This window comes from Flavobacterium sp. 9AF, from assembly GCF_902506265.1.
Taxonomy (GTDB): domain Bacteria; phylum Bacteroidota; class Bacteroidia; order Flavobacteriales; family Flavobacteriaceae; genus Flavobacterium.
This window is the reverse complement of the sequence record NZ_LR733612.1, coordinates 1-22,932: the sequence shown is the minus strand read 5'-3', so window position 1 is coordinate 22,932 and position 22,932 is coordinate 1. Positions and strand designations below refer to the sequence as shown.

At 27.7% G+C, this 22,932-nt stretch carries 25 protein-coding genes; 2 read left to right on the top strand and 23 right to left on the bottom strand.

Translation table 11 applies throughout. The annotated features are described in order from the left end of the window. Position 1: 1 nt before the first annotated feature. Genes HALO113_RS17720 through HALO113_RS17705 form a run of 4 tightly spaced genes read right to left on the bottom strand, consistent with a single transcriptional unit; the run spans position 2 to position 2,935 of the window. A complete protein-coding gene (locus tag HALO113_RS17720; protein WP_159780471.1) occupies positions 2-1,084 on the bottom strand; it encodes a glycosyltransferase in 1,083 nt (360 codons plus the stop codon). Next, positions 1,074-1,829: a bifunctional 2-polyprenyl-6-hydroxyphenol methylase/3-demethylubiquinol 3-O-methyltransferase UbiG gene (locus HALO113_RS17715; protein WP_159780470.1), complete on the bottom strand. Its 756-nt coding sequence runs from the start codon at positions 1,827-1,829 to the stop codon at positions 1,074-1,076. Before HALO113_RS17715 ends, HALO113_RS17720 begins: the two co-directional genes overlap by 11 nt. Before the next feature lies 1 nt (position 1,830). After that, positions 1,831-2,778 (bottom strand): glycosyltransferase family A protein, encoded by a 948-nt coding sequence (locus tag HALO113_RS17710; protein ID WP_159780469.1) that lies wholly within the window; start codon positions 2,776-2,778, stop codon positions 1,831-1,833. Beyond that, positions 2,771-2,935, bottom strand: coding sequence for a DapH/DapD/GlmU-related protein (locus HALO113_RS17705; protein WP_370519400.1), 165 nt, complete (start codon positions 2,933-2,935; stop codon positions 2,771-2,773). The genes HALO113_RS17710 and HALO113_RS17705 overlap by 8 nt, the downstream gene beginning before the upstream one ends. A gap of 9 nt (positions 2,936-2,944) precedes the next feature. Between HALO113_RS17705 and HALO113_RS17700 the strand changes: the two genes are divergently transcribed. Continuing rightward, positions 2,945-3,079 (top strand): hypothetical protein, encoded by a 135-nt coding sequence (locus HALO113_RS17700; protein WP_370519399.1) that lies wholly within the window; start codon positions 2,945-2,947, stop codon positions 3,077-3,079. Positions 3,080-3,353: 274 nt separating this feature from the next. Here the strand turns inward: HALO113_RS17700 and HALO113_RS17695 are convergent, their stop codons facing one another. The 5 genes from HALO113_RS17695 to HALO113_RS17675 are packed head-to-tail and all read right to left on the bottom strand — an operon-like array spanning position 3,354 to position 7,317. After that, the gene (locus HALO113_RS17695) at positions 3,354-4,166 is read right to left on the bottom strand and encodes a polysaccharide pyruvyl transferase family protein (protein WP_159780468.1); all 813 of its coding nucleotides are present in this window, start codon (positions 4,164-4,166) and stop codon (positions 3,354-3,356) included. After that, a complete protein-coding gene (locus HALO113_RS17690; RefSeq protein ID WP_159780467.1) occupies positions 4,159-4,731 on the bottom strand; it encodes a CatB-related O-acetyltransferase in 573 nt (190 codons plus the stop codon). The genes HALO113_RS17695 and HALO113_RS17690 overlap by 8 nt, the downstream gene beginning before the upstream one ends. Continuing rightward, positions 4,716-5,993, bottom strand: coding sequence for an ABC transporter ATP-binding protein (locus tag HALO113_RS17685; protein WP_159780466.1), 1,278 nt, complete (start codon positions 5,991-5,993; stop codon positions 4,716-4,718). Before HALO113_RS17685 ends, HALO113_RS17690 begins: the two co-directional genes overlap by 16 nt. A gap of 24 nt (positions 5,994-6,017) precedes the next feature. Then, on the bottom strand, positions 6,018-6,404 hold the full coding sequence (locus HALO113_RS17680; protein WP_159780465.1) for a four helix bundle protein: 387 nt from the start codon (positions 6,402-6,404) through the stop codon (positions 6,018-6,020). A 43-nt stretch (positions 6,405-6,447) separates the two neighbouring features. Then, positions 6,448-7,317, bottom strand: coding sequence for an ABC transporter permease (locus HALO113_RS17675; protein WP_159780464.1), 870 nt, complete (start codon positions 7,315-7,317; stop codon positions 6,448-6,450). A 128-nt stretch (positions 7,318-7,445) separates the two neighbouring features. Here HALO113_RS17675 and HALO113_RS17670 point away from each other — a divergent pair, with 128 nt between their 5' ends. Then, positions 7,446-8,180: a tyrosine-protein phosphatase gene (locus HALO113_RS17670; RefSeq protein ID WP_159780463.1), complete on the top strand. Its 735-nt coding sequence runs from the start codon at positions 7,446-7,448 to the stop codon at positions 8,178-8,180. A 10-nt stretch (positions 8,181-8,190) separates the two neighbouring features. On the opposite strand, the gene HALO113_RS17665 is transcribed toward HALO113_RS17670, so the two are convergent. From HALO113_RS17665 to HALO113_RS17600, 14 genes are all read right to left on the bottom strand, one after another. Further along, entirely contained in the window at positions 8,191-10,554 is a 2,364-nt protein-coding gene (locus tag HALO113_RS17665) for a tyrosine-protein kinase (RefSeq protein ID WP_159780462.1), read from the bottom strand. A 1-nt stretch (position 10,555) separates the two neighbouring features. Then, entirely contained in the window at positions 10,556-11,317 is a 762-nt protein-coding gene (locus HALO113_RS17660) for a polysaccharide biosynthesis/export family protein (protein ID WP_159780461.1), read from the bottom strand. A gap of 44 nt (positions 11,318-11,361) precedes the next feature. Further along, the gene (locus HALO113_RS17655) at positions 11,362-13,098 is read right to left on the bottom strand and encodes a polysaccharide biosynthesis protein (protein WP_370519398.1); all 1,737 of its coding nucleotides are present in this window, start codon (positions 13,096-13,098) and stop codon (positions 11,362-11,364) included. 199 nt (positions 13,099-13,297) lie between these two features. Further along, positions 13,298-14,422 (bottom strand): DegT/DnrJ/EryC1/StrS aminotransferase family protein, encoded by a 1,125-nt coding sequence (locus tag HALO113_RS17650; protein WP_159780459.1) that lies wholly within the window; start codon positions 14,420-14,422, stop codon positions 13,298-13,300. Beyond that, on the bottom strand, positions 14,419-14,970 hold the full coding sequence (locus HALO113_RS17645) for a sugar transferase (protein ID WP_159780458.1): 552 nt from the start codon (positions 14,968-14,970) through the stop codon (positions 14,419-14,421). The genes HALO113_RS17650 and HALO113_RS17645 overlap by 4 nt, the downstream gene beginning before the upstream one ends. Beyond that, the gene (locus HALO113_RS17640; protein ID WP_159780457.1) at positions 14,963-15,580 is read right to left on the bottom strand and encodes an acetyltransferase; all 618 of its coding nucleotides are present in this window, start codon (positions 15,578-15,580) and stop codon (positions 14,963-14,965) included. The genes HALO113_RS17645 and HALO113_RS17640 overlap by 8 nt, the downstream gene beginning before the upstream one ends. A 3-nt stretch (positions 15,581-15,583) precedes the next feature. Beyond that, on the bottom strand, positions 15,584-16,189 hold the full coding sequence (locus HALO113_RS17635) for a sugar transferase (RefSeq protein WP_159780456.1): 606 nt from the start codon (positions 16,187-16,189) through the stop codon (positions 15,584-15,586). Continuing rightward, a complete protein-coding gene (locus HALO113_RS17630) occupies positions 16,182-17,327 on the bottom strand; it encodes a glycosyltransferase family 4 protein (protein WP_159780455.1) in 1,146 nt (381 codons plus the stop codon). Before HALO113_RS17630 ends, HALO113_RS17635 begins: the two co-directional genes overlap by 8 nt. Beyond that, entirely contained in the window at positions 17,317-18,423 is a 1,107-nt protein-coding gene (locus HALO113_RS17625) for a glycosyltransferase (protein WP_159780454.1), read from the bottom strand. Before HALO113_RS17625 ends, HALO113_RS17630 begins: the two co-directional genes overlap by 11 nt. Then, on the bottom strand, positions 18,420-19,289 hold the full coding sequence (locus HALO113_RS17620) for a glycosyltransferase family A protein (protein WP_159780453.1): 870 nt from the start codon (positions 19,287-19,289) through the stop codon (positions 18,420-18,422). Before HALO113_RS17620 ends, HALO113_RS17625 begins: the two co-directional genes overlap by 4 nt. Beyond that, positions 19,289-20,368: an EpsG family protein gene (locus HALO113_RS17615; protein WP_159780452.1), complete on the bottom strand. Its 1,080-nt coding sequence runs from the start codon at positions 20,366-20,368 to the stop codon at positions 19,289-19,291. The genes HALO113_RS17620 and HALO113_RS17615 overlap by 1 nt, the downstream gene beginning before the upstream one ends. A gap of 1 nt (position 20,369) precedes the next feature. Continuing rightward, positions 20,370-21,530, bottom strand: coding sequence for a glycosyltransferase (locus HALO113_RS17610; RefSeq protein ID WP_159780451.1), 1,161 nt, complete (start codon positions 21,528-21,530; stop codon positions 20,370-20,372). Next, positions 21,523-22,659, bottom strand: coding sequence for a glycosyltransferase (locus HALO113_RS17605; protein WP_159780450.1), 1,137 nt, complete (start codon positions 22,657-22,659; stop codon positions 21,523-21,525). Before HALO113_RS17605 ends, HALO113_RS17610 begins: the two co-directional genes overlap by 8 nt. Then, positions 22,656-22,932 (bottom strand): hypothetical protein (locus HALO113_RS17600; protein WP_236554789.1); only part of this gene is annotated, 277 nt, incomplete at its 5' end. The genes HALO113_RS17605 and HALO113_RS17600, both read right to left, overlap by 4 nt.

Genomic DNA, 22,932 nt, shown 5'->3' with positions numbered 1-22,932 from the left:
TTTAATTTAATAAATTAGTATATAATGCTTCATGGTTGTTTATAAATTCATCATAAGAAAAATTATCCAAACAATATTGCCTTAATCGATTACCTAAATTTACTCTTTCTTCCATAGTCATTTGAAAACATTCCTTAATTTTTTCTGCCAATTGTTTTTCATTTTTTGCTTCAAACAATAAGTTTTTAAAGTCTTTTAAAACATAATTTATTCCAGAAATATCTGAACCCAAAACAGATTTCCCCATAGACATAGCTTCTACTAAAGCCATAGGCATTCCTTCCTTACGTCCTTCATTTAAAGTAGGAATTACATACAAATCTGCTTGAGCAAGAAAAGGTCTCACATCATTATGTTTTCCTAAAAAAGAGATATGGTTTTCTAATCCAAGAGCAATAACCTTTTTTTTTAAATCTGAGGCATATGTTGATCTATCATCTCCCACAACCTCAAGATAAATATTTTTATTATTAATCAATTTAACAGCATTAATTAACACTTCTATTCCTTTTACTGGAACCAAATTAGCAACTGTTATTATTTTAAAAGTGGAATTATCCTTTTTTTGTACAAATAAATTGGGATCATAATAATTTGTATCTAATCCTAGGGGTATTAATTTTTGAGAACTCTTATTTGGAAAATAATTTTTCATCTCGTCATTAATAGTAATAATAAAATTGCTTAGATAACTTTTTATTTTCCAATGAATATTACCCCAAGTCATTGCTTTTTTAGTATAAATAAATTTAGCTCCGCCTAATCGGGCAGCTAATACTTCAGACCAATCGCTACTCCAATGCCAAGAATGAACAATATCAATCTTATGTTTTTTTATAAAACTTATATCCTCTTTTAATCTAAATAAAAAAGAATAATAAGGGCGTAATGGTTTTGTTATTGGCTTAATAAATATTGGCAATCCCAAATTTTCAACTTCTTTAAAAAACGCTCCTTTATTATTAGAACATGCAATAATGACCTCGAATTTATCTTTATTTAGTCCTTTGGCTAAATCGTATAGCACTTTACCGCTTCCAGCTGTGTCAAAATTTGGAATAGTATAAAGTATTTTAGTCTTCATTTTTTTTGTAAATAGAAATTAAGGAACTACTGTAAAAAGCAGATGGGTTTCTTTTTAGAAAAGGATTTGCTTTTTTAAAAATTGCTCTTGTAGCATTGTAAACTATTTTTTGAAAAAAATTTAATTTTTGATGCACGGAAAACGGAAATCCTCCAAAAAAAGTATTTTCAATTAAAATTAAATTATTTTTTTGTGCGAAATCTTTAAATGTATTTTTTGACATACATCTTAAATTATGTGCTTTTAAATTTTCATAATCTACTAAATAACCGTACCACTTCCTTAGCCATCTTTTATTTGGAATCATTACAAGCATAGTTCCCCCTTTTTTTAAATAGTTCGAATGATTATTTAAAACAGTTTTAAAATCCTCAAAATGCTCTATAAAACCGTTTGATATTACAATATCGTATTTTTCTGTTGGGATAAAATTTAAGATGTCTGCCTGAATAATTTTATAATCTTCAATTCCAAAAGCAGTCATACTTTCTTTAATTTTAATGGTATCTGAATTAAAATCTAAACAAGTAGGAGTTAAATTATATTTATCAGCTAGATAAGCCAAATATCTTCCTGGATAACCTCCTAATTCAATAATTGTTTTTTTTTCCTTATTATCATTTTGATTTATCAAAATATCCCAATATTTATCATATTCCGAAACTACTGTTGAAATTTGACTTTTTTGGGTAATGGCTTTTGAATAATATTTTTCCCAATAATCTTGATCCGTTAGTCTATCCATATTATTTTTTATATAGGTATCTATTTATCCTTAAGAATATAGTATCTTTTATTAATCTGAGCGAAAATAATTTTAAAATTATGTTACCCAATATATACTCTTTATAGTTAATGCATTTATTTTTAAAAATAGTATTTAAATTGCCATAAACAAATTTTATTTTACCATATTCTTTAGATCTAAAAATATATTTTACTGAAAGATAATAATAACTGCTTAGAAATTTTAATTCGCTTTTTGAAAGATTTAAATTTTTATTATTACAAAGTGAATTTACTAATATATCAACTGATGTAGCCACTTTTTGAATATTCCTTTTTTTTATATCAATAGGCTTTAAATAATAATAATAATCTACCTCATTATCATAAAGTACTTTAAAATTTTTACTTATAAACAATGCTTTAATAACCAATTCAATATCTTCTAGTAGTATTAATTCTTCGTTAAATAGATTAATCGATTGCAAAAAATCTTTATTCCATAATACTGCAGTAGTTTGCCAAGAAAATTTAGCTTTTAAAAAATTAGTCAAAAAATCAGTATTAATATTAGAAAAGCTTCCAATTTGTCCATTTTTATCTTTAATTTTAAAATTCAAAAAAACGGTAAAATCGTTTACTGTTATTAATCTGTGTTGTACAAATTTTGGAGTAATTTCATCGTCAGAATCTAAAAATATAATATTTTGACATGTAGCATAAAAAACACCTGTATTCCTTGATTTCGATGGGCCGAAATTCTCTTTATTGAAAATAACTTTTACATTATCATCAAGAAGATTAGATTCAAAATCTCTTAATATTAATCGGTTTTTTTCAGAAGAAAAATCGTCAATAATTATCCATTCCCAATAATTTGACGTTTGATTGGATAACATTTTAAAAATTGAAAAAAGTCCATCAATATCGTCTTTATGAGGTGTAATTATTGATAGTTTTTTAGACATTTATTCTATCTTTAATTATTAAAGGATTACCATATGCAATAGAATTTGAAGGGATATTCTTAGTTACTATTGCTCCTGCACCAATAATAACATTATCCCCAATAGTAATTCTACCAATAATTACGGCATTTGCACCAATTTCAACATTGTTTCCAATTGTAGGTATTTGGGAATTATCATTGTTTTTGTTCCCTATCGTAATACTGTTTCTAAAAACAAAATTTTCTCCAATTTCTTTAGCATTAATTACACTTGCAAATGGATGATAACAAACTATACCACCAGCAATAGTGGTACTTGAAAATATTTTACAACAGAAAGTTTGATTATTATAAAACCAATAAAAGAATCCTCCATTCTTATTAATTCTTTTAAAAAAAACAAACACAAATTCTGGATAATGGATCATTAAATGAGAAAAATTTTTAAATAAACCATTTTTCTTTTTAATTTTTCGATGTTCTAAATTATACTCTATATCTTTAATTATAACTGGATTATTCTTAACATATAAAACGTAAAGACATTTTGAAAAAAATGCATTAAGATATAATTTGAATAAGTATTTGATTTGTTTAGAGTTCAAAGTTTAATTTTTTAATTTTATAAGGAAAAGTTTCCAAAATATCTTTTCTTACTTGCATTACTATTTCATCTTCAGGCAAATAATAATCTGCTATTTTTATTACTTCCTCTAAAGAATATTGTTGATAATTATTAGTCACATTCAAATTTACAGATTCAAAGTAATCATAAAATTTAATATCATCACCATTTAAATGAGCATATTTCCACCATATAGCAGGAATTTTATATGTATGTGATACAATGACTCCATGTAAAGAAGTAGATATAATTTTTTTACATGAAAGAATTTGTTTTATAACCTCCTCAATATCATTAGTCAAAAGATTAATAAAGAATACTGAACCATCATTTTTATAATTAGATATTAATTCCTCATAGTGAAAAAAATGAGGAATAATACCTATTTCATATTTTTTTTCAATTTTAGGAGAATATAATTTAGGTAAAATAATGGCAGGATCACCATACCTAGTAGTAAATTTTAATCCCAACTCTTCTAGTCTCTTTCTTGTTTTTGGTCCTCTTACCAGTAAAAAGTTACCACCTTTGATTTGATCATCTTTCTTAATAATTCCACTTCCCCAAACCAACGTTTTATTATTTGATCTACTAATTATACTACCCACCATCAAACTATGCTTAAAAAATCTAGCGAACTTACTTTTTGGAGAAAACAAGATCGGTTTTTTACCAGTTAATTTTTCTACTAAATAAGGAGTCAAATAATCACCAAAATTTTCAACATTGGACTTTTTTTCATAAATCATTGACCACCAGTAGACTCTTGGTTGATTACTCATCAAGAGATTTAAAAAAGTAGTCCCTATTTTTAATAATTTTTTCATTATCCCAATTCCACCATTTCTTATTGTTAATTTCAATTATTTGAGCTTCACTAAATCTATATTTTATAATTTTAGCAGGGTTACCTCCAACGATTGCAAAATCTGGAACGTCTTTTGTTACTACTGCACCAGCTCCAATAATTGCTCCATTTCCTACAGTTATATTTGGCAATAATATTGCATTATCTCCAATCCAAACATCACTACCTATAGTTATGTTTCCTTTATCCATCTTATAAGGTAATTCATTGAATCTTTTTCTGTAAAAATTGTACTGCAAAGACGGATAATTATAAACATGATTTGATAAAATAATTTTTATATCCTGTCCAAGAGCACAATAATTACCAATTTTAAAAAGCCCCTTACCTTTAACTATTAGATTCCCATTATGATAACTTTCAACACCAGCTTCAACTTTGCTATTGCTAGAAATTGTATATGGTGGTGTATGCGAATAAGCTAAAATAGTTGATAATTTTCTAGAAATCCATTTTTTTATTTTTAATTTAATTCCCATTCTGCATTAGAATAAATTATATTGTTTCCTTTAGGTATTCTCCCTGTTTTAAAAACATCGTCTTCAATAATTGAAAAAGTAAAACAATTTTCAAGTATCTGTAGTGGCCCATGTGTATCAGCAATTGCTATAGTGATATAATAATCGCCAGGCATTAATTTTAAATCATTGATATATAAAGAAACTTGGCTATCTTTTTCGAACATCAAATTTTCATTAATCATTTCATGACTTCTAATCGATGCAATTACAATATTTGATGCTGTTTTTATAATTACACTGGTTTTAAAATTTAAAACAGGCTTTGTTACTTTAATAGCGTAATTTAATCTCATTTTTGCCCCCATTTTTAATCGACTAGTCAAAGTAAAATTATTCTGTAAATCGATCTCTTCAATAGATATTTTATTTATGAATACTGGCTTATTATCCTGTTCAAATTCTACAACACCATTTATATCATTTTCGATTCCAGAATTTATATATCTATAAATGATTTCATCAATATCTCCATTGGCAACAATTTGCCCTTTTTCAATTAAAACACCTCTAGTACACAAACTTTTAACTGCAGCCATGTTATGACTAACAAACAAAACTGTTCTACCACCTTCTCTTGAAATATCTTGCATTTTACCAATGGCTTTCTTTTGAAATTCAGCATCTCCTACAGCTAAAACCTCATCAACCACTAAGATTTCAGGTTCTAAAAAAGCGGCTACTGCAAAGGCTAAACGAACTGTCATTCCACTACTATATCTTTTCGTAGGTGTATCTATATAACGCTGACAACCACTAAACTCGATAATCTCATCTAATTTTGAAGTTATTTCTTTCTTGGTCATTCCTAAGATAGCACCATTTAAGTAAATATTTTCTCTACCCGTTAATTCAGGATTAAAACCTGTTCCCACTTCTAACAAGGAAGCAATTCTTCCTTTGGATTTTATAGAACCTGTAGTTGGTGAGGTTACTTTAGATAATATTTTTAACAATGTAGATTTCCCAGCTCCATTTTTTCCAATAATCCCAAGCACTTCTCCCTGTTCCACTTCAAAGTTAATATCTTGTAACGCCCAAACGTATTCACTATTCCCTTTTGTACTTCTGTCATTGGTGTCACCTACTTTTAAATAAGGATCTTCTTTTCCTCTTATTTTATGCCAAAAGCGATTTAAATCATGACTAAGCGTTCCGGTTCCTACAACACCTAATCGATATTGTTTCGAAATATTTTCAACTTTTAATATGATATTTTTCATTCTTTCTAGGTTATGAGTTTTGGGTTATGAGTTTGTCTCATTCCAATTCTGTTCAACATATTTAATAAAGTTGAAAATTTTCCCTCCTAACAACTCATATTTTTCAATATACGGTTCAAAATTTGATTTTAAGTCGTGATAAAGAATACTAATTTTATGAATATGATTGATCGTTTCTAAACAGCTTGAATGTGAAAACACTAAAAACCGAATAAAATCAGCTTTATATCTTCTACGTCCATATCCTTCCACTATATTAGAAACGATACTATCTGAAGATCTTCGCAGTTGACTTCCCAATTCATATAGCTCATATTTAGGCAATTGCAAACTTAAAGAATGAATATTAAAAAACAATTCCAATGACAATACATATATTTCTAAATCCTTATACGACTTTTTTTCACTCATAAATTAAAATAGTATTTCGCAAAACCCATAACTCACAACTCTCCTAAACCGTATCTATGAACTTTTTTTCTGTCTGATTGAAAATAACTAATCCAAACAAGAATATTACAATAGTAAAAACGAGTGTGTAAAGGAGTCCGAAATAGGACAAATTACCTTCTCTTAATAAAATATATCGAGACGTTTCAACTACATATGCTAAAGGATTGTATTCTATTATCCACCCCCACTGAGGTAATTTTTTCTGAATTAAAGCCATAGGATACATTACCGCTGATACATACATTAATAGCTGTACTCCAAAAGTGACTAAAAAAGTTAAATCGCGATATTTAGTAACCAAAGAAGAAATAATCATACCTAATCCTAGTCCTAAAAATCCCATTACAATTACTAAAAAGGGAAAAAGCAAAATTGTTTCAGAAATTGCATTAGGCATTCCTTTACATAAATAATAAACATAAAAACTAATAAAAATGAGTAATTGGATTCCTAATTTAACCAAGTTAGTAATAACAATAGAAAGAGGCATAATAACCCTTGGAAAATAGACTTTCCCAAAAATGGCAGCATTTTTTTTAAATGTATCAGATGTTTCGGTTAAACAAGTTGCAAAATAATTCCAGATTATAATTCCAGATAAATTAAATAAAAAGGAAGGTATATTTCCTGTTTCAATTCCTGCAACATTATTAAAAATTATAGTAAATGTAATGGCTGTAAATAAAGGTTGTATTAAATACCAAAGCGGTCCAAGAACCGTTTGTTTATAAACGGTAACAATATCTCTTTTTACAAAAAGAAATAATAAGTCTCTATATCTCCAAACTTCCTTTAAGTTTAAAGATAAAAAGTTGTTTTTAGGTCTTATCTCAAATAACCATTCTTCAGCAAACTGCTCTGGTTTATTCATATAGATTGGGATCTTTTATTAGAATTGCTCCAAAAATAAACTATTTTATATAATTTAGGAAGTTTTATAAGCTACTTAATCTATTTTATTTATGTAATAAACTTATTTTTGCAAAAAAAATTGCTATTATGTTCTCCTTATTTAAATCTAAACCGAAATTATACGAAATTATACCTGATTCTTATGTAGATATTCATTCGCATATTTTACCAGGTATCGATGATGGAGCAAAAACTATTGATGATTCTGAATTTCTTATGAAACAGATGTTAAGTTTTGGTTTTAAAAAAGCTATTGCTACTCCGCATACTATGAATACTATTTGGGATAATACTAGTGATTCAATTAAAGGCAGCTTATCAAAAGTTGAAAAAGAATTACCTGATGAGAGTTACCGTCTTCAAGTGGCATGTGCTTCAGAATATTTTATGGATGAAAGTTTTGTAAATCGTTTTGAAAAAGAGCCGTTATTAACTCTTAAAAACAATTATGTTTTAGTAGAAATGTCTTATCTAAATGCTCCTATTCAACTTTTTGAAATTCTTTTCGAATTACAACTAAAAGGTTACCAACCCGTTTTAGCTCATCCAGAAAGATATACATTCTTTCATTCCAACTTTTCTCAATATGAAAAATTAAAAAAAGCCGGATGTTTATTTCAATTGAACTTACTTTCAACCGTGGGTTACTATGGAAAAGAAGTTAGTCTGATTGCTGAAAAATTATTAACCCAAGATTTAATTAATTTTACAGGTTCGGATATTCATCATAAAAACCACATTTTATCATTTAAAGATAAAGTAATTATAAAGTCGTTAGAAAAATTAGAAAACGCTATGCAGAATAATCTATTTTTTGAGTAACAAATCTATCTTATCTCTTAAAAATAGACGATAGTGAATACCACGGTTTCTTCTCCATCGTTTGCCCATAACCATAACCGTAACCGTAACCATAACTAGTATTGATTTCGGTATCATTAATTAAGATGGACATGTTAGGTAATTTCTTTTCTTTATACAAGCGTTCTGGTAATTCTAACATTCTTTTATCTAAGAAATTAGCTCTTGTTACATAGATAAATGCATTTGCGTATTTAGCGATTAATAATGTATCTGTAACTAAACTAACTGGTGCAGTATCCACAATAATGTAATCGTATTCTTTTTTAAGTTCGGCAAACATATCACCTACTTTTTTATTCATCAATAATTCAGCTGGATTAGGTGGTATAATACCCGCAGGCAATGCATATAAATCTTTAAAACCTTCTATTTTAGTTATAAATTCATTAATATTATTATTCTCTTTAGATGATAAAAAGTTGGTAACTCCTTTAGCACTTAGTTTTAAGTATTCATCTAATTTAGGATTACGAATATCGAGTCCTATTAATAATACTTTCTTTTCTGAAAGCGCTATTGTTGAAGCCAAATTAACAGATATAAATGTTTTCCCTTCTTTTGGATAAGTAGAAGTTAAGAAAACTATTTTTGCTTCATTTTCAGGTACAGTTGTCAATAAAAATTCTAAATTAGTTCTCACAATTCGGATTGCTTCTGCTGTACTTGTCCTACTTGTACTATCGATAATCAATTGATTATTTTCCAATTTTGGTATTTCACCTAAGAATGGAATCGTTGTATTCTTTTCTAAATCAAAACGTGATTTTATTTTAGTATCAAATAAATCAATCAAATACAATATCCCAAAAGGGATTAAAATTCCTAAGAATAGAGCTCCTAAATAAATCATTTTTCTATTGGGAGAAACTGGATTTTTTGAAGCTTTTGCAGCATCAATTACTTTCGCATTTGGGGCGGTTACTGCCAGTGAAATAGCGGTTTCTTCTCTCTTTTGTAAAAGATATAAATATAGAGATTCTTTTATATTTTGTTTTCTATCTATATCTCTTGAATTTCTTTCCTGAGATGGAATTTGAGAAATTTTTCCACTTAAAATGGCATTTTGTCTAGACAAATCATTTCTTTTAATTTGCAAAGATGATTTTAATTGATTTAAGCTTGAGCTTACACTACCTCTTAACGCATTAATCTTTGCGTCTAAATTTTGTACTAGAATATTTTTTTCACCAGCCGTTTTTAAAAGTTTATTTTTTTGTAATACTAATGCATTATATTCCGAAATTAATTGACTTGCTCCTTGTTCTTGTCCTATAATATTTACAGGTATGAGTTCTTTTGTATCTGAAGAATTTACATACTTTATCATAGTTTCTACCACTCTAAGTTGGGTAGCATTTTCTATCTGCATTCTTTCAAAATCGCTAGCGTTTTCTAAGTATAGTTCCGCTTCTGAAACAACATCTGTTATCTTATTATTTTTTTTAAAAACTTCTTTATCCTTTTCTACATCTTGTAATTCTTCAGAAATAATACTTAGTCTTTGTTCAATAAATTTTGAAGTGTTTTCTGAGATATATTTTTTATCTTCGATAGCATCGTTGTTATAATTAATGACTAATGCATTTAAAAAATCTTCGGCTTTTTCTTTAACAGGGTCTATTATACTTAGTTCAATAACACTTGTGTTTTTACTTAAGGGCGCAACATTTAATCTACTTTTAAAACTTTCAGCGATTTGACTAATTGGATTAATCTGAACACCAACATTGTAGTTATTTTTAACAAATTCTGGTGCATTTATTAAAACAATAAATTTATTATCTTCTATTTTAAATTCATTTCCATATTTGTATGTCCCCATTTTTGTATCAGAATTATCAAAAATGGAGAAAGATTCATTAGTTACATTTTCAATTCTATAAAAATGATTGTGATTACCAAAATCATTATTTTGTTTAACAACAATAATTTTAATGGGCGATTTTTTATACAATTCTTCCCATTTCACTCTTCCTTGTGTAAAATAAGAGATATTTAATTCTAAGTCTTTTATAGTGGATTCAACAAGTGTTCTAGACTTAACAACTTCAATTTCATTATCCACATTACTTTTCATATTAGTAATTAATCCTAAATCGGAAAAAGCAGAAAGTTCAGACACCATATTTCCCTTTCGGTCGTCTTTAACTAAAATTGTTGTTACTGCCTTATAATTGGCTACAGTGTATCTTAAATAAAGATATGCGCACATAAGTGAAATAAAAAGTCCAAGTGCAAACCATTTCCAATGCTTTATATATTTTACAACTTCTTCTTTAATGTTAAAGTTACTTTGATTAATTGTATTTTCTGTTGAATGTAAATTTTGCATTTTATCTAGTTGTTAAAGCAATAATCGTTACAATAAGTGACAAAGCGGAAATACCTACTGTAATATTTGGACCAATTGATGAGGAGTTAATTTTAGTTTTATTAGGCTCTACGTAGATTACATCATTTTGTTTTAAATAATAATACTCAGAATTAATAAAATCACTTTTAGTAATATCTATTCTCTCTAAAATTTTAGTTCCATTTTGCTCTCTAATTAACAAAATATTGTTTCTTTTTCCATAAACTGTTAAATCTCCAGCTAAACTAAGTGCTTCTAACAATGTAATTCTTTCGCTTTTAACATTGTAACTACTTGGTTTATTTACTTCTCCTAAAACTGATACTTTAAAATTAAGAATTCTCATATTAACAACTGCATCAGTCACATGTTCTTTTAATTCATTTTTAATTTTTTGAACTGCTTGTGTTTTCGTAAGACCTCCTAGATGCATTGTTCCAAGAATTGGAAATTCAATATTCCCGTTATTATCGATAATATAAGTTTGTTGTCTTTCGGAATTTATAGCTTCTTCAGAGTTACCTTGTATAGAAACGCTTTTCAAATTATATGGTGCAGCTATTTCAGGGTTTTCAGATGAGACAATAATTAAAAGGACATCATCTGATTGCAAATAAGGCTCATAAGAATGATTATTTGATTCTGTACTAGCGTTTTGTAAATACACTATTTTTTTTCTTGAAGCACAGGAAAACAAACTTAATACAATTACGACATAAAAAAATTTTGTAAAATATTTCATTCTGAGAGTTATTTTTTTGCAAATATAGAATAGATAAAATTAAATTACTTATCTAAACATTCATAAATGGAGTTCATACTCTTAAATTCTGGCACAATTTGTTTCATTTCTGACACAATTTCTATATCGCTCGAATACTTACTCAGGTCAATCAAATTAGCTATCTTAATAAGATTTTCTTCGTAGTTTTCATGCATTTCCTGACAAATCATAATTTTATCATGATGCGTAGGTAATGTTTTAGCAGCATCATTTAATAATTCTTCATATAATTTTTCACCAGGCCTTAGTCCTACCACTTCTATATCAATATCTCTATAAGGTTCGTAACCCGCTAATTGAATCATTTTTTTGGCTAAGTCTATTATTTTTACGGGTTTGCCCATATCAAAAATATAAATTTCACCACCTTTTCCCATTGAACCAGCTTCAAGCACTAATTGACATGCTTCAGGAATAGTCATAAAATAGCGAATAATTTTAGGATGTGTAATCGTTACTGGTCCTCCTTTTTGAATTTGCTCTGTAAATAGAGGAACTACAGAACCATTAGAACCTAAAACATTACCAAAACGAGTAGTGATAAATTTAGTAATCTTCTTTTCATCATTTTTAAATTTGAAATATAAAGATTGCACATATTTTTCTGCAATTCTCTTACTTGCCCCCATTATATTACTTGGATTCACCGCTTTATCTGTAGAAACCATAACAAATTTCTTCACGTTATATTCTAACGATAAGTCTGCTAAATTTTTTGTTCCTAAAACATTGGTAAAAATTGCCTCTGATGGGTTTTCTTCCATTAAAGGAACATGCTTATATGCAGCAGCATGGTAAACCATATTAGGTTGATATTTTTCAAATAGTTTTTTCAAAACGGCTTTATTTCTAATATCACCTATTACAGGAATAATGTTAGTCGTTTTTTCAAATTTTGAAATCTCAATACACAATTTATGCAATGGCGATTCTGCTTGATCAAAAATAATTATCGTTTCAGGATTAAATTCAAGTACTTGCCAAACAATTTCGCTCCCTATAGAACCTGCGCCACCCGTAATAAGGATGACTTTATTTGAAATTTGTTTTGAAATTAATTTATTATCTAAAACAATAGGTTTTCTTTCTAATAAGTCTTGAATTTCAAAGTTTTTAATTTTTTTAGAAATTTCACTTTTATTTTCCCAATCAGAAATAATTGGAACGACATACACTTTTATGTTATTCTCTAAGCAATCATCTACAATTTTGATTTTCTCTTCTTTTGTTAATGATTTTTCTGCAAGAATTAACGCTTTTGCTCCCATAGAACGCAATAAAACAGAAGCCTTTTTATTTTTATACAAAATAGGCAACCCTAAAATGCTTTTAGACTTATTGTATCTCGATTTATCTAAGAAAGCGACAATTTTAAATCGAGTGGGTATTTCATATTTAACAGCATTCGCAACTGCTATAGCATTCGCATCGGAACCATAAACAACAGTTCTTATCAAACTCTTTGTATCAGTAGTATTAATCTCAAATGCAAACTTTACAATTAGTCTAAAAAAAAATAGAAATGTAAAGGATAATACGAAACTGATAATTAACCCTGGAAAAAGGAATATCTTTTTTTGAAATACAAAAAAACTACCATAATTTAAAATACTTAAAACTAGAAATGAGCAAAAACTAGCAAAAAATATTTTAACTGCATCTATAAATGTGGAATGCCTAATAATACCCGAGAAAGTCCTAAAAACTCTAAAAAATATAATATTTACAATCAATATCATTAGATATTGATTTGTTAAAGAAATTGTTTTATAAAATTCTAATGTTAAACTAATTAAAATAACATATGTTAATAAATTAGCAAGAATAAGAATAAATATATCAATACAAAAAATAATCCACCTTGGTAGATATCCTATTGAAAACAACTTTTCGTTTAATTTTATCATTAATTCTTACTTCATTATAATTGCAAAGGTACTAAAAAAAGCATCTTATAACTTCAGTAATTCTTTCTTTATTATCCTCTTCTAAATTTGATCCAGATGGTAAACAAAGTCCCTTTTCAAATAATTGTTCAGCAGTATTTTTACCAAAAAACAAACACTCTTTAAAAACAGGTTGTAAATGCATGGGTTTCCAAAGCGGTCGAGTTTCAATATTTTCTTTTTCAAAGGCTAAACGCAATGCTTCTCTAGTAGCATAATTTGGCAATATAATTGCACTTAACCAATGATTCGAATAAAAATCAGAATTAGGTTCTTTTAAAATTGAAATTTCGCTATTTGATGCAAAAAAATCACTATAAAATTGATGCATCGCTCTTCTTTTTTCAACATGCAAATCTAAAACTTCCATTTGACCTCTTCCTATGCCTGCACAAATATTACTCATCCTATAGTTATAACCTATGTGAGAATGCTGATAATGTGGAGCGTTATCTCTAGCTTGTGTAGCTAAAAAAATGGTTTTTTCTTTTATTTCTTTTTGTTTGGTTACCAATGCTCCTCCTCCAGAAGTGGTGATAATTTTGTTTCCATTAAATGATAAAATGGATATGGTCCCAAAAGTGCCACATTTTTGTTTTTTATAAGTACTTCCTAACGCTTCTGCACTATCTTCTAAAACGGGAATATCATATTTTTGAGCGACTTGTAGAATTTCGTCCACTTTAAAAGGCATACCGTATAAATGAACTGCAATAATTGCTTTTGGTTTTTTACCTTTTTCAATTCTTGATTTAATAGCCTCTTCTAAGGCAATAGGACACATGTTCCAAGTTTCTTCTTCACTATCAACAAAAACAGGAGTTGCACCTAAATAAACAATTGGATTTGCAGAAGCTGAAAATGTAAATGTTTGGCAAATAACCTCATCACCAAGTCCAACTCCTAAATGAATTAATCCCAAATGAATTGCAGCAGTACCTGAACTCAAAACAGAAACATATGAATCTTCTCCTAAATATTTTTGTAAATCTTCCTCAAAACCAGTTACGTTTGGCCCTAATGGAGCAATCCAATTTTCTTCAAAGGCTTTTTCAATAAACTTTTGTTCGTTTCCTCCCATGTGTGGAGAAGAAAGCCAAATTTTTTCTGGTTTCATCTTTTAAAAATAGTTTTTAAAATTATTTGCAAATCTACTAAAATACTTCGCTTATAGTAGTATTCTAAGTTCATTTTTACCTTATCTGGAAACAAAACTGTATCGTTATACAAAAGTGGATTCTCCTGCTGACTTAAAATAGCATCTTCATTGGCATATTTTATAGAAGCTTCTGAGGTTAGACCCGGTTTAAGTTCAAGAATTTTTTTAGCTTCACCCTTTAACTGATCGTAATAACCTGGTATATCAGGTCTTGGTCCCACAAAACTCATTTCTCCTTTTAAAATATTAATTAGTTGCGGTAACTCATCAATTTTAGATTTCCTTAAAAAACGGCCGAAAGAAGTTACTTTCTTAGATTCATCGTGCATCGATTTTATTTTTAGAATGAGAAATGGGTTACCATATTGACCAATTCTTTTTTGCAAAAATAAACCAAACGATTTTGTATCAATTGTAGCTAATACAATACAAATTAAAAGAATCCATGATACTATTAGCAAAGCGATAATAGCTAATACTAAATCAAAAATTCTTTTTTTATTCATTTTCATTGTATCGAATTATCTTACCTGGATTTCCAACAACTACTGCATAATCAGGGATGTTATCAATAATTACAGCTCCAGCCCCAATTGTAGCCCATTTTCCAATAGTAATGCCTTGTATAATACTTGCGCCAATACCAATATGTGCTCCTTCTGCAACAATAACATTACCTGCAAGAGAAGCATTAGGTGAAATATGTACAAAATCGGATATAACACAATCATGTTCAACCACACTTGCTGTATTTATAATACAATGCTTTCCTACCTTAGTCGCTGCGTTTATCACTGCATTTGGCATTACTACGGTTCCTTCATCAATGGTTGCTAATTCAGAAACACAAGCTTTTGTATGAATAGCAGTAAAATAATTATAAGTTGATTTTTCTACGATCTCTTTTCTAATTGCATTATTACCAATAGCTATCACAAATTTTGAATATTCCGAAAGTGGAATGTTTTCATTTTTTAAAACAGGAATTGAAAATAAATCTTCAACTTTAGGATTATCATCAACTATCGCTTTAATTTGATAATTTTTAGAGAATAAAATATCTAACACCACTTTTGCATGTCCACTTGCTCCAAAAATATAATAGTTTGACTCCATTATTTATACATTACCTTTAAAAACTTCCATTGTCGCTACACCTTCTTGAGAAATACCTTCTCTTACAAAAACCTTTTTTATGGTTAAAAATACTATTTTTAAATCGAGTAAAAAACTATAATTTTTAACATACCATACATCATATTCAAATTTTTGATTCCAGCTGATGGCATTTCTACCATTGATTTGTGCCCAACCTGTTATTCCTGGCCTAATTAAATGTCTTTGCTTTTGAAAATCATTATACAAAGGTAAATATTGAACCAGTAAAGGTCTAGGTCCAATTAAACTCATATCGCCTATAATTACATTAAGCAACTGAGGTATTTCGTCTAGTGAAGTTTTTCTTACAAATAAGCCTATTTTAGTTAGTCGCTCTTGATCAGACAATAAATTGCCGTTTGCATCTTTCTTATCATTCATAGTTTTGAATTTTATAATCTGAAAGATTTTTTCATTTTTACCTGGCCGCTTTTGAAAAAAGAAAGGCTTGCCTTGATTGGCAAAAAATAAACTTATAGTGATTATGATAAAAACAGGACTCAAGAATATAAATCCTAATAAGGAAAAAGAAAAATCTATTGTTCTTTTGAAAAAGTTTTTATACATTATTAATGACTTTATTATATTCTTCAAGTAATGCTTGCCAAACTACATTTTGGTCGAATTGATTTATAATTTTTTCTCTTGAATTATTTTTCAAGCTTTGATATAATTTTTCTTCTCTTATTGCTATCATACTTGCAAAGATAGCATCAGAATTTTTAACGGGAATGATAATTCCATTTTTATTATGAGTAATAATTTCATTACAACCATTAATATCAGAAACAATTGCAGGCAATTCCATAGCTCCTGCTTGAAGGACTACATTTGGAAAACCTTCTCTATAGGAAGGAAAAACTAAAACATTACTAATTGCCATATAAGGTCTTACATCTTGCTGAAAGCCAACAGAAATAATATTCTTATTATTCTTAATTTCCAAATAGGTTTCTGGAAGTAATGGATCCAAATCGTGCTCAAAAGGACCAACTAAAACTAGTTTAACACTTTCATCTTGACTTTTTGCAAAGGCTGTTACTAATTCGTTAATTCCTTTATCTTTTACCAAACGACCAACAAATAAAAAGACAAAATCATTTTCTTTTATATCTAAATTACTTAATAACTCATTTTTTTCGTTTGTAGAAATTTTATTCTGATTAAAATAATCCAAATCGACACCATTAACATTACCGTTAGCAATTATTTTTAAAGGTTTATGCGTTATTTTATATTTTATCAAGTCCATCTGAACTCCTTTGCCTTCGGGATAAACATGAGTAGCATGATAACAAAGTATTTTGTCCATTACTATTAGTACTTTTTTCATTAGTCCTTTTTTACTAGGAAAAATCAATCCTGTAAAAGTATGCATACGAATAGGCACACCAGCATATTTAGCAGCAATCATGCTTAGCAACCCTGCTTTAGGTGTTATGGAATGTACTATTGTTGGTTTTTCTCTTTTGAATAAAAAATACAATTTTAGTAAGGATATAAAGTCTTTAATTGGAGTGATCTTACGCTCCATTTTCAAATTTATAATTTCCACACCTTCCCTTTCATTCACCATTTCCAAATCGGCATCATACCCTGAAACGGCTTTTATATCAAAAAATTGATTCAAATACTTTAGCTGTCCTTTTAATAAGATATTCAAAGACATCGCTACTGTTGCAATACGAATAATTTTAGGCTTCATAAACTTTGGTATATAATTCAATATGTCTATGAACCATAATATTTATATCAAACTCTTTAGCTCTTTCAAGGCATGAAGTGGCAATTTCCAAATAATGTGCTTCATTCATCAACAATTGATTTATTTTATCTGCTAAGTCTTGTTGGTCACCTTCTTGGAACAGAACACCATAATTACCAACTATTTCTTTTAAACCGGGGACTTCAGAAGCTACAAAAGGTACTCCTGCTGACATTCCTTCAATAGAAGACAATGACAAACCTTCATAATGACTTGATAACACTATAATATCAACCGATTTTAATAATCTTGGAATATCGGAACGCTGACCTAAAAAACAAACTTTATTATTTAAGTTCTCCTGGTTTACATAGGTCTCACATTTCTTTCTATTTACACCATCACCTACTAAAAACAACTTACAATTAGGCGGTAGATATTCCATAGCTTTTATAAGTGTTAATTGGTCTTTTTGAGGTCTAAAAGCCGCTACTTGAAGCAACACAATATCATTTTCTAAACAATTAGCATTTAAAACCGTTTTTTTGTAAGGTTTTGCATTGATTATAGTTTCAATAGATACCCCATTTTGAATGACAATTAATTTTCCGATTTGATTCTTTAAATATTGTGAGTAGATGTTTTTAATTTCATCAGAAATACAAATCAGTTTAGTGTAGCGCTTGTAGATAAATCTTTCAATAGGTTTAAAAAGTTTATTCTGAATTCTTTTATTAGTAGTATTATGCTCTGTAAAAAGAAGTTTAGCCCTATTTCTATTCAACATATTAGCTAGAACAACAAAATATTGAGCTGGAAATAAATGGACATGTACTAAATCATACTTTTTTAAAATTTTAGCTATTTTAAAAACATGAGACAACTTATAAATATCTTTATAATTGGATGATTTCTTTAAGATATAAATTTTGGAACAATTTAGTTTTTCTAGTTCTTTAGTAAACATACAATCATTATCCCAAAGTAACAAAACATCAACTTCAATTCCCTGTTGAATATATAGAGGAATTGTATCTAAAATTAATTTTTCTGCACCTCCAGTGGCAAGAGAATTTATGACTTGAAGAATTTTCATATCGATAATTTATCTTTTACATACATCATAAAACCAATTGGCAAACCAATAATTGTATATATTATTTTTACCTTTTTAAAGTGATTAAACAGTGTTGATTGACAATTAAAAGAAAATCTCCAGAAATTAATATTTGCTTTGATTTTTTGCAACCAAGGAATATCATATTTCTCTAATTCACCATAATAATTTATGGAAGCAATTGGTGATTCCATTCTAATCTTTGTGATTTTAGCAGTTAATCCATCTGGCAGATATTGAGTTACATAAATACCCTTATTAAAAAAAAACAAATTATACTTAGTAGCCAAACGATTCCAAACTAAAGCTTCGGGGCAAAATTTTTCATTTTCAATTTCTGGAAAAGAGAATTCTCTCAATTTCTCAAGCTCAAAAACTTCAACTAAATCACCAATAACACCATATTGGTATCTAATATCAATAGAATTTGAAAGTAATTCGTCAAAATTTTGATTACCTACTATAGTACCATTTTCGTACATCCTTCTTCCTGCTATTCCCGCAATATTATACTTTTTAGAAGCATTTTCATAGGTACCTTTAATCACTTCTAAAGATGTAGACAATAGATAATCGTCACTATCAACATTAAAAAATAAATTGCCTTTCGCTAGTTGTACTCCTTTATTAAAAGCGCTATGTTTTCCACCATTTTTTTGTTTTAAAAAAGCAATTTTGATTTTGTTTTCATTTTGCCATTGTTTTACTAATTCCTCAGTAGTATCAGAGCTACCATCATCAACAATAATCCATTCAAAATCTAAATAACTTTGGCTACATAAACTTTGGTAAAGTCTAGTTAAAGTATGTGCTCTATTATAAGTTGCTGTAAAAACACTAATCATTATTTTGTAGAAATTATTAAATTTATTGTCGCTAAAAACATAATTATTGCTGCCATAAAAAAATTTTGGTTTCTGAAAACAACCATTTTAGAAAGTGGATAAATAAATAGGAATGGAATTAAAAACCAACTCAAATAAGCAAATCGATCTGTAAATGGTAATGTAATTACTAATAACCAAATAGCATTTACAAGTACATATAAAGAAAAAATTTTATCAAATAGCACATCTTGAAAACCTCTTTTCTTAACAAGCCATCCAAAAACAATAGGTATCATAGAATAAATTAAAAAATCTATTCTAAAACCTGTTTGATAATTTTCAAAAGTATCGTTTAAATAGCTTATCATACGTTGATCACTATCCATTAAAAATTCTCCAAAAGTATCTACAAACACACTCCCAAAAACAAAAGATATAAAAAGAAACACAATCCATATTGAAATAAAATTATCTTTTCTATTATATATTTTCAACATAAAGTTTATCGTTACTAAAATCAATATACTTTTGTGTAAAAGAATTGCTAATAATGATACCAAAATGACTTTTACATTTAATTTTACTTCAAAAAAAACATATAAAAATACAGCTAAAGCAAGCCCTTGTCTTATCGTATTGGTCCCATAATTATAAAAACCTAGTGAAGAAATAATAACGACAAAAACAATATATCTAGTTGAAGAATCAAAAACTTTATTAATAAATTTTATAGACCCTAACAAATAAACCATAGCGGTAACAAAAAAGTAAAAAAAGCTTGAATTTGAAAAAAAAGAAACTAGTTTATTATAAAAATAAAATCCGCTTTCTGTATTTATCCTATAGGGATCATTTTCAGAAATGGATTTAAAAATCATTTCATAATTCCATTTATCAGAATACATTACTATAGGTTCTAAAGCAAAATAAAAAGCAATAAACACTATTAATACATAAATGATTTGATAAGGAAAATAAGGTATATCACTTGTAGTGCGTTCTTTATTAAAAATTAATCTAAAAGCGCATAAAAAGGCAAAAAAGAAACTTCCGTAACTCCAAAAAACCATCCAATCATGTGACGTAAATGTGTCCAAATTAATCTATTAATTTATATAGTTTCTTAATTTCACTACTATTATCGATGCTTTCCAAGTTCAAATTTGAGGAATATTTATTACATAACTCCTTATTATTGAATAATTCTTCTATTGAATCAGCAATTTTGACAGCATTAAAATCACAAATTGAAGCATTAAAATCTTCTTTGAACTGGTCTGAAACTGTAGAAAATTGAGTTACAACAACAGGTTTTTTCATAATTTTAGCTTCATCTAAAGCAATTGATTTACCTTCAAAATAAGACAAATGTGCTATCATTTTTGCAGCTTTAATATAAGGATATGGATTAACCAACACACCTAAAAAAACGATGTTTTCTTGAATATTATACTCTTCAACAAGTTTCAGGTAATCTTTATCTTTTGAATCTGCTCCTATAAAATACCATTTGAAATCAACTTTTCTATTTTTTAAAATAAAGGCCACTTCTAACGCTAATGCTGTACCTTTAGCGAGAGACAAATGCCCTACAGATAAAATAGAATTTGCCACCATATCAGGCTGTAATTGATGGGCAAGTTTTTCAATTAATATGGGTGAAGAAATATTTTCAAATAAACCTATCTTATGTTTTTCATTTGGAAAATATTTTTTTAATGCAGTAACGCAAATCTCAGAAATTGTAAATATTTCATCAATTTTCGAATAATATTTTTTATCCATAGCATAATAATAATTCCATTGCGAATAATCACTATGAAAAAAGCTGACTTTCTTTTTTGCTTTAATAAAATCAACTAAATAATACAATTGATGTTGTCCATTATAATCAACAGCCAAATCGTATTCTTTATTTATTTTATATATAAAACGCGATAATATCCATGCACCATAAGCTTTATTGAAAACCATACAGCTAGCTACAATCATTCGAATAAAAAAACTTAAAATAAATCCATCTTTTAATAATTTGACTAAATTTTTCGGAAAAGAAGACAATAAAAGTTGTGTTCTTTTATCTACAATTTTATTTATGTCTGATGGAATTAACTCCATAAAAACACCTGATGGATTTGTTATAAAAATATCTACTTCATATTGAGTTGTATCCATAGCATTTAATAAAGAAGTCATACTTTTAGAAACTCCTCCACTTTCCATGTTGCTAACAATAAAAAGTATCTTTTTTTTATCCATTACAAATTATACTTTCAAATTCTTGAATTGATTTTTTTACATCAAAAATTGCGCTTCGCTGTAATGCTAATTCTTGATATTTTATCAAAAGATTCTTATCAATGATTAAAGATTTTACAGCATTTGAAATACTCTCAACATTATGATCACAAACAATTCCATATTTGCCATTTTCTAATAATTCAACAGGACCAGCTGTTGCAGTAGAAACAACAGCTTTACCTAAGCACAATGCTTCTGCAACAACTAACGAAAAACCTTCTGCTTCTGAAGTTACAACTAAAATATCATTTTCATTAATTATATTATATGGAGATTTTACAAATCCTATTAAATTAACATTATCTGCTACATTATTTTCTTGAATTTGATTTTGAAGTTGTTCTCTTAGACTACCTTCTCCAATAATAGAAATTTGAAAAATCAAACCTTGCTCTTTCAACAATTTAGCTACGTTAATTAATCTATCGAAACGTTTTTGAATTTCTAATCTACCGACTGCAACAATTTTAATTAACTGAGAATCATTCTTTTTAACATTCACATCAATTCCTTTTAAAATCGTTGCTTTATCAATTAAATTATAAATTATTTTTTTTTCAGCATTTACTTGATATAATTTATCAAATTGATTGGCGCTTTCATTTGACACAAAAACAAGAGTATTCATTTGGTTATATAAACTTAACTCTTGTTTAGGATTTTTAAAATTAGACAAAGAATAATGAAATTTAAATAAATCAATATGTATCCAAGTAATATGTCTTTTAGATTTCTTAATAAAGTATTGATGAAACTTTAATGGAGTGCCTTCCATAAAAGATAAAACAGCATCATATTTTTTATTTTTAAAAATAGTATCTACTCTTCTTTTTTGAAAATAATTCCAGTTTAAAAATTTAGAAAACCAATGCTCTATCCTATATGGAAAAATTGAAAACTTAGGGTATAAATAATACTTATTCACCTCATTTGGGATATCTTTCAAATAGATTCCTTCATTAATAACTAAACACAAATCGATTTCATACTTTGAGTAATTAAAATTACGTAAATAGTCTATAAGTACTTTTTCAGCACCACCTCCATTTAAAGCACTCATAATAATTACTATTTTTTTCTTTCTCATTTTAATACTTGATATAATTTATAGAAAATTACAATTCCAATGTAACTTTTAAAACGAATTAAAAATTTAAGTAGAAAATTAATTGAACTTAAATTTAAAGCTGGTTTTGAAAAGGTGTAAATATCAGAATTTAAGACTGCTTTAACTTTATTTCTCTTTTCAAAAAAACTTACTTTATTGGAAAAATGATTGCAATTATTTAAGTTATTTAATATTTGATTAAAGAAAAATATTCTTGAATATTCCTTACTATTTTCAAAATCGGGATATAAC

Bases quoted from the DNA above. Each gene is read 5' to 3' on its own strand.
- HALO113_RS17650 (WP_159780459.1), bottom strand. From the start codon at position 14,422: ATGAAACCAGAAAAAATTTGGCTTTCTTCTCCACACATGGGAGGAAAC.
- HALO113_RS17620 (WP_159780453.1), bottom strand. From the start codon at position 19,289: ATGATTAGTGTTTTTACAGCAACTTATAATAGAGCACATACTTTAACT.
- HALO113_RS17610 (WP_159780451.1), bottom strand. From the start codon at position 21,530: ATGGATAAAAAAAAGATACTTTTTATTGTTAGCAACATGGAAAGTGGA.
- HALO113_RS17665 (WP_159780462.1), bottom strand. From the start codon at position 10,554: ATGCAAAATTTACATTCAACAGAAAATACAATTAATCAAAGTAACTTT.
- HALO113_RS17655 (WP_370519398.1), bottom strand. From the start codon at position 13,098: ATGATATTGATTGTAAATATTATATTTTTTAGAGTTTTTAGGACTTTC.
- HALO113_RS17630 (WP_159780455.1), bottom strand. From the start codon at position 17,327: ATGAAGCCTAAAATTATTCGTATTGCAACAGTAGCGATGTCTTTGAAT.
- HALO113_RS17690 (WP_159780467.1), bottom strand. From the start codon at position 4,731: ATGGGAATTAAATTAAAAATAAAAAAATGGATTTCTAGAAAATTATCA.
- HALO113_RS17670 (WP_159780463.1), top strand. From the start codon at position 7,446: ATGTTCTCCTTATTTAAATCTAAACCGAAATTATACGAAATTATACCT.
- HALO113_RS17640 (WP_159780457.1), bottom strand. From the start codon at position 15,580: ATGGAGTCAAACTATTATATTTTTGGAGCAAGTGGACATGCAAAAGTG.
- HALO113_RS17695 (WP_159780468.1), bottom strand. From the start codon at position 4,166: ATGAGTAATCAACCAAGAGTCTACTGGTGGTCAATGATTTATGAAAAA.
- HALO113_RS17675 (WP_159780464.1), bottom strand. From the start codon at position 7,317: ATGAATAAACCAGAGCAGTTTGCTGAAGAATGGTTATTTGAGATAAGA.
- HALO113_RS17625 (WP_159780454.1), bottom strand. From the start codon at position 18,423: ATGAAAATTCTTCAAGTCATAAATTCTCTTGCCACTGGAGGTGCAGAA.
- HALO113_RS17710 (WP_159780469.1), bottom strand. From the start codon at position 2,778: ATGTCTAAAAAACTATCAATAATTACACCTCATAAAGACGATATTGAT.
- HALO113_RS17635 (WP_159780456.1), bottom strand. From the start codon at position 16,189: ATGTATAAAAACTTTTTCAAAAGAACAATAGATTTTTCTTTTTCCTTA.
- HALO113_RS17660 (WP_159780461.1), bottom strand. From the start codon at position 11,317: ATGAAATATTTTACAAAATTTTTTTATGTCGTAATTGTATTAAGTTTG.
- HALO113_RS17680 (WP_159780465.1), bottom strand. From the start codon at position 6,404: ATGAGTGAAAAAAAGTCGTATAAGGATTTAGAAATATATGTATTGTCA.
- HALO113_RS17720 (WP_159780471.1), bottom strand. From the start codon at position 1,084: ATGAAGACTAAAATACTTTATACTATTCCAAATTTTGACACAGCTGGA.
- HALO113_RS17685 (WP_159780466.1), bottom strand. From the start codon at position 5,993: ATGAAAAATATCATATTAAAAGTTGAAAATATTTCGAAACAATATCGA.
- HALO113_RS17645 (WP_159780458.1), bottom strand. From the start codon at position 14,970: ATGAATAAAAAAAGAATTTTTGATTTAGTATTAGCTATTATCGCTTTG.
- HALO113_RS17605 (WP_159780450.1), bottom strand. From the start codon at position 22,659: ATGAGAAAGAAAAAAATAGTAATTATTATGAGTGCTTTAAATGGAGGT.
- HALO113_RS17715 (WP_159780470.1), bottom strand. From the start codon at position 1,829: ATGGATAGACTAACGGATCAAGATTATTGGGAAAAATATTATTCAAAA.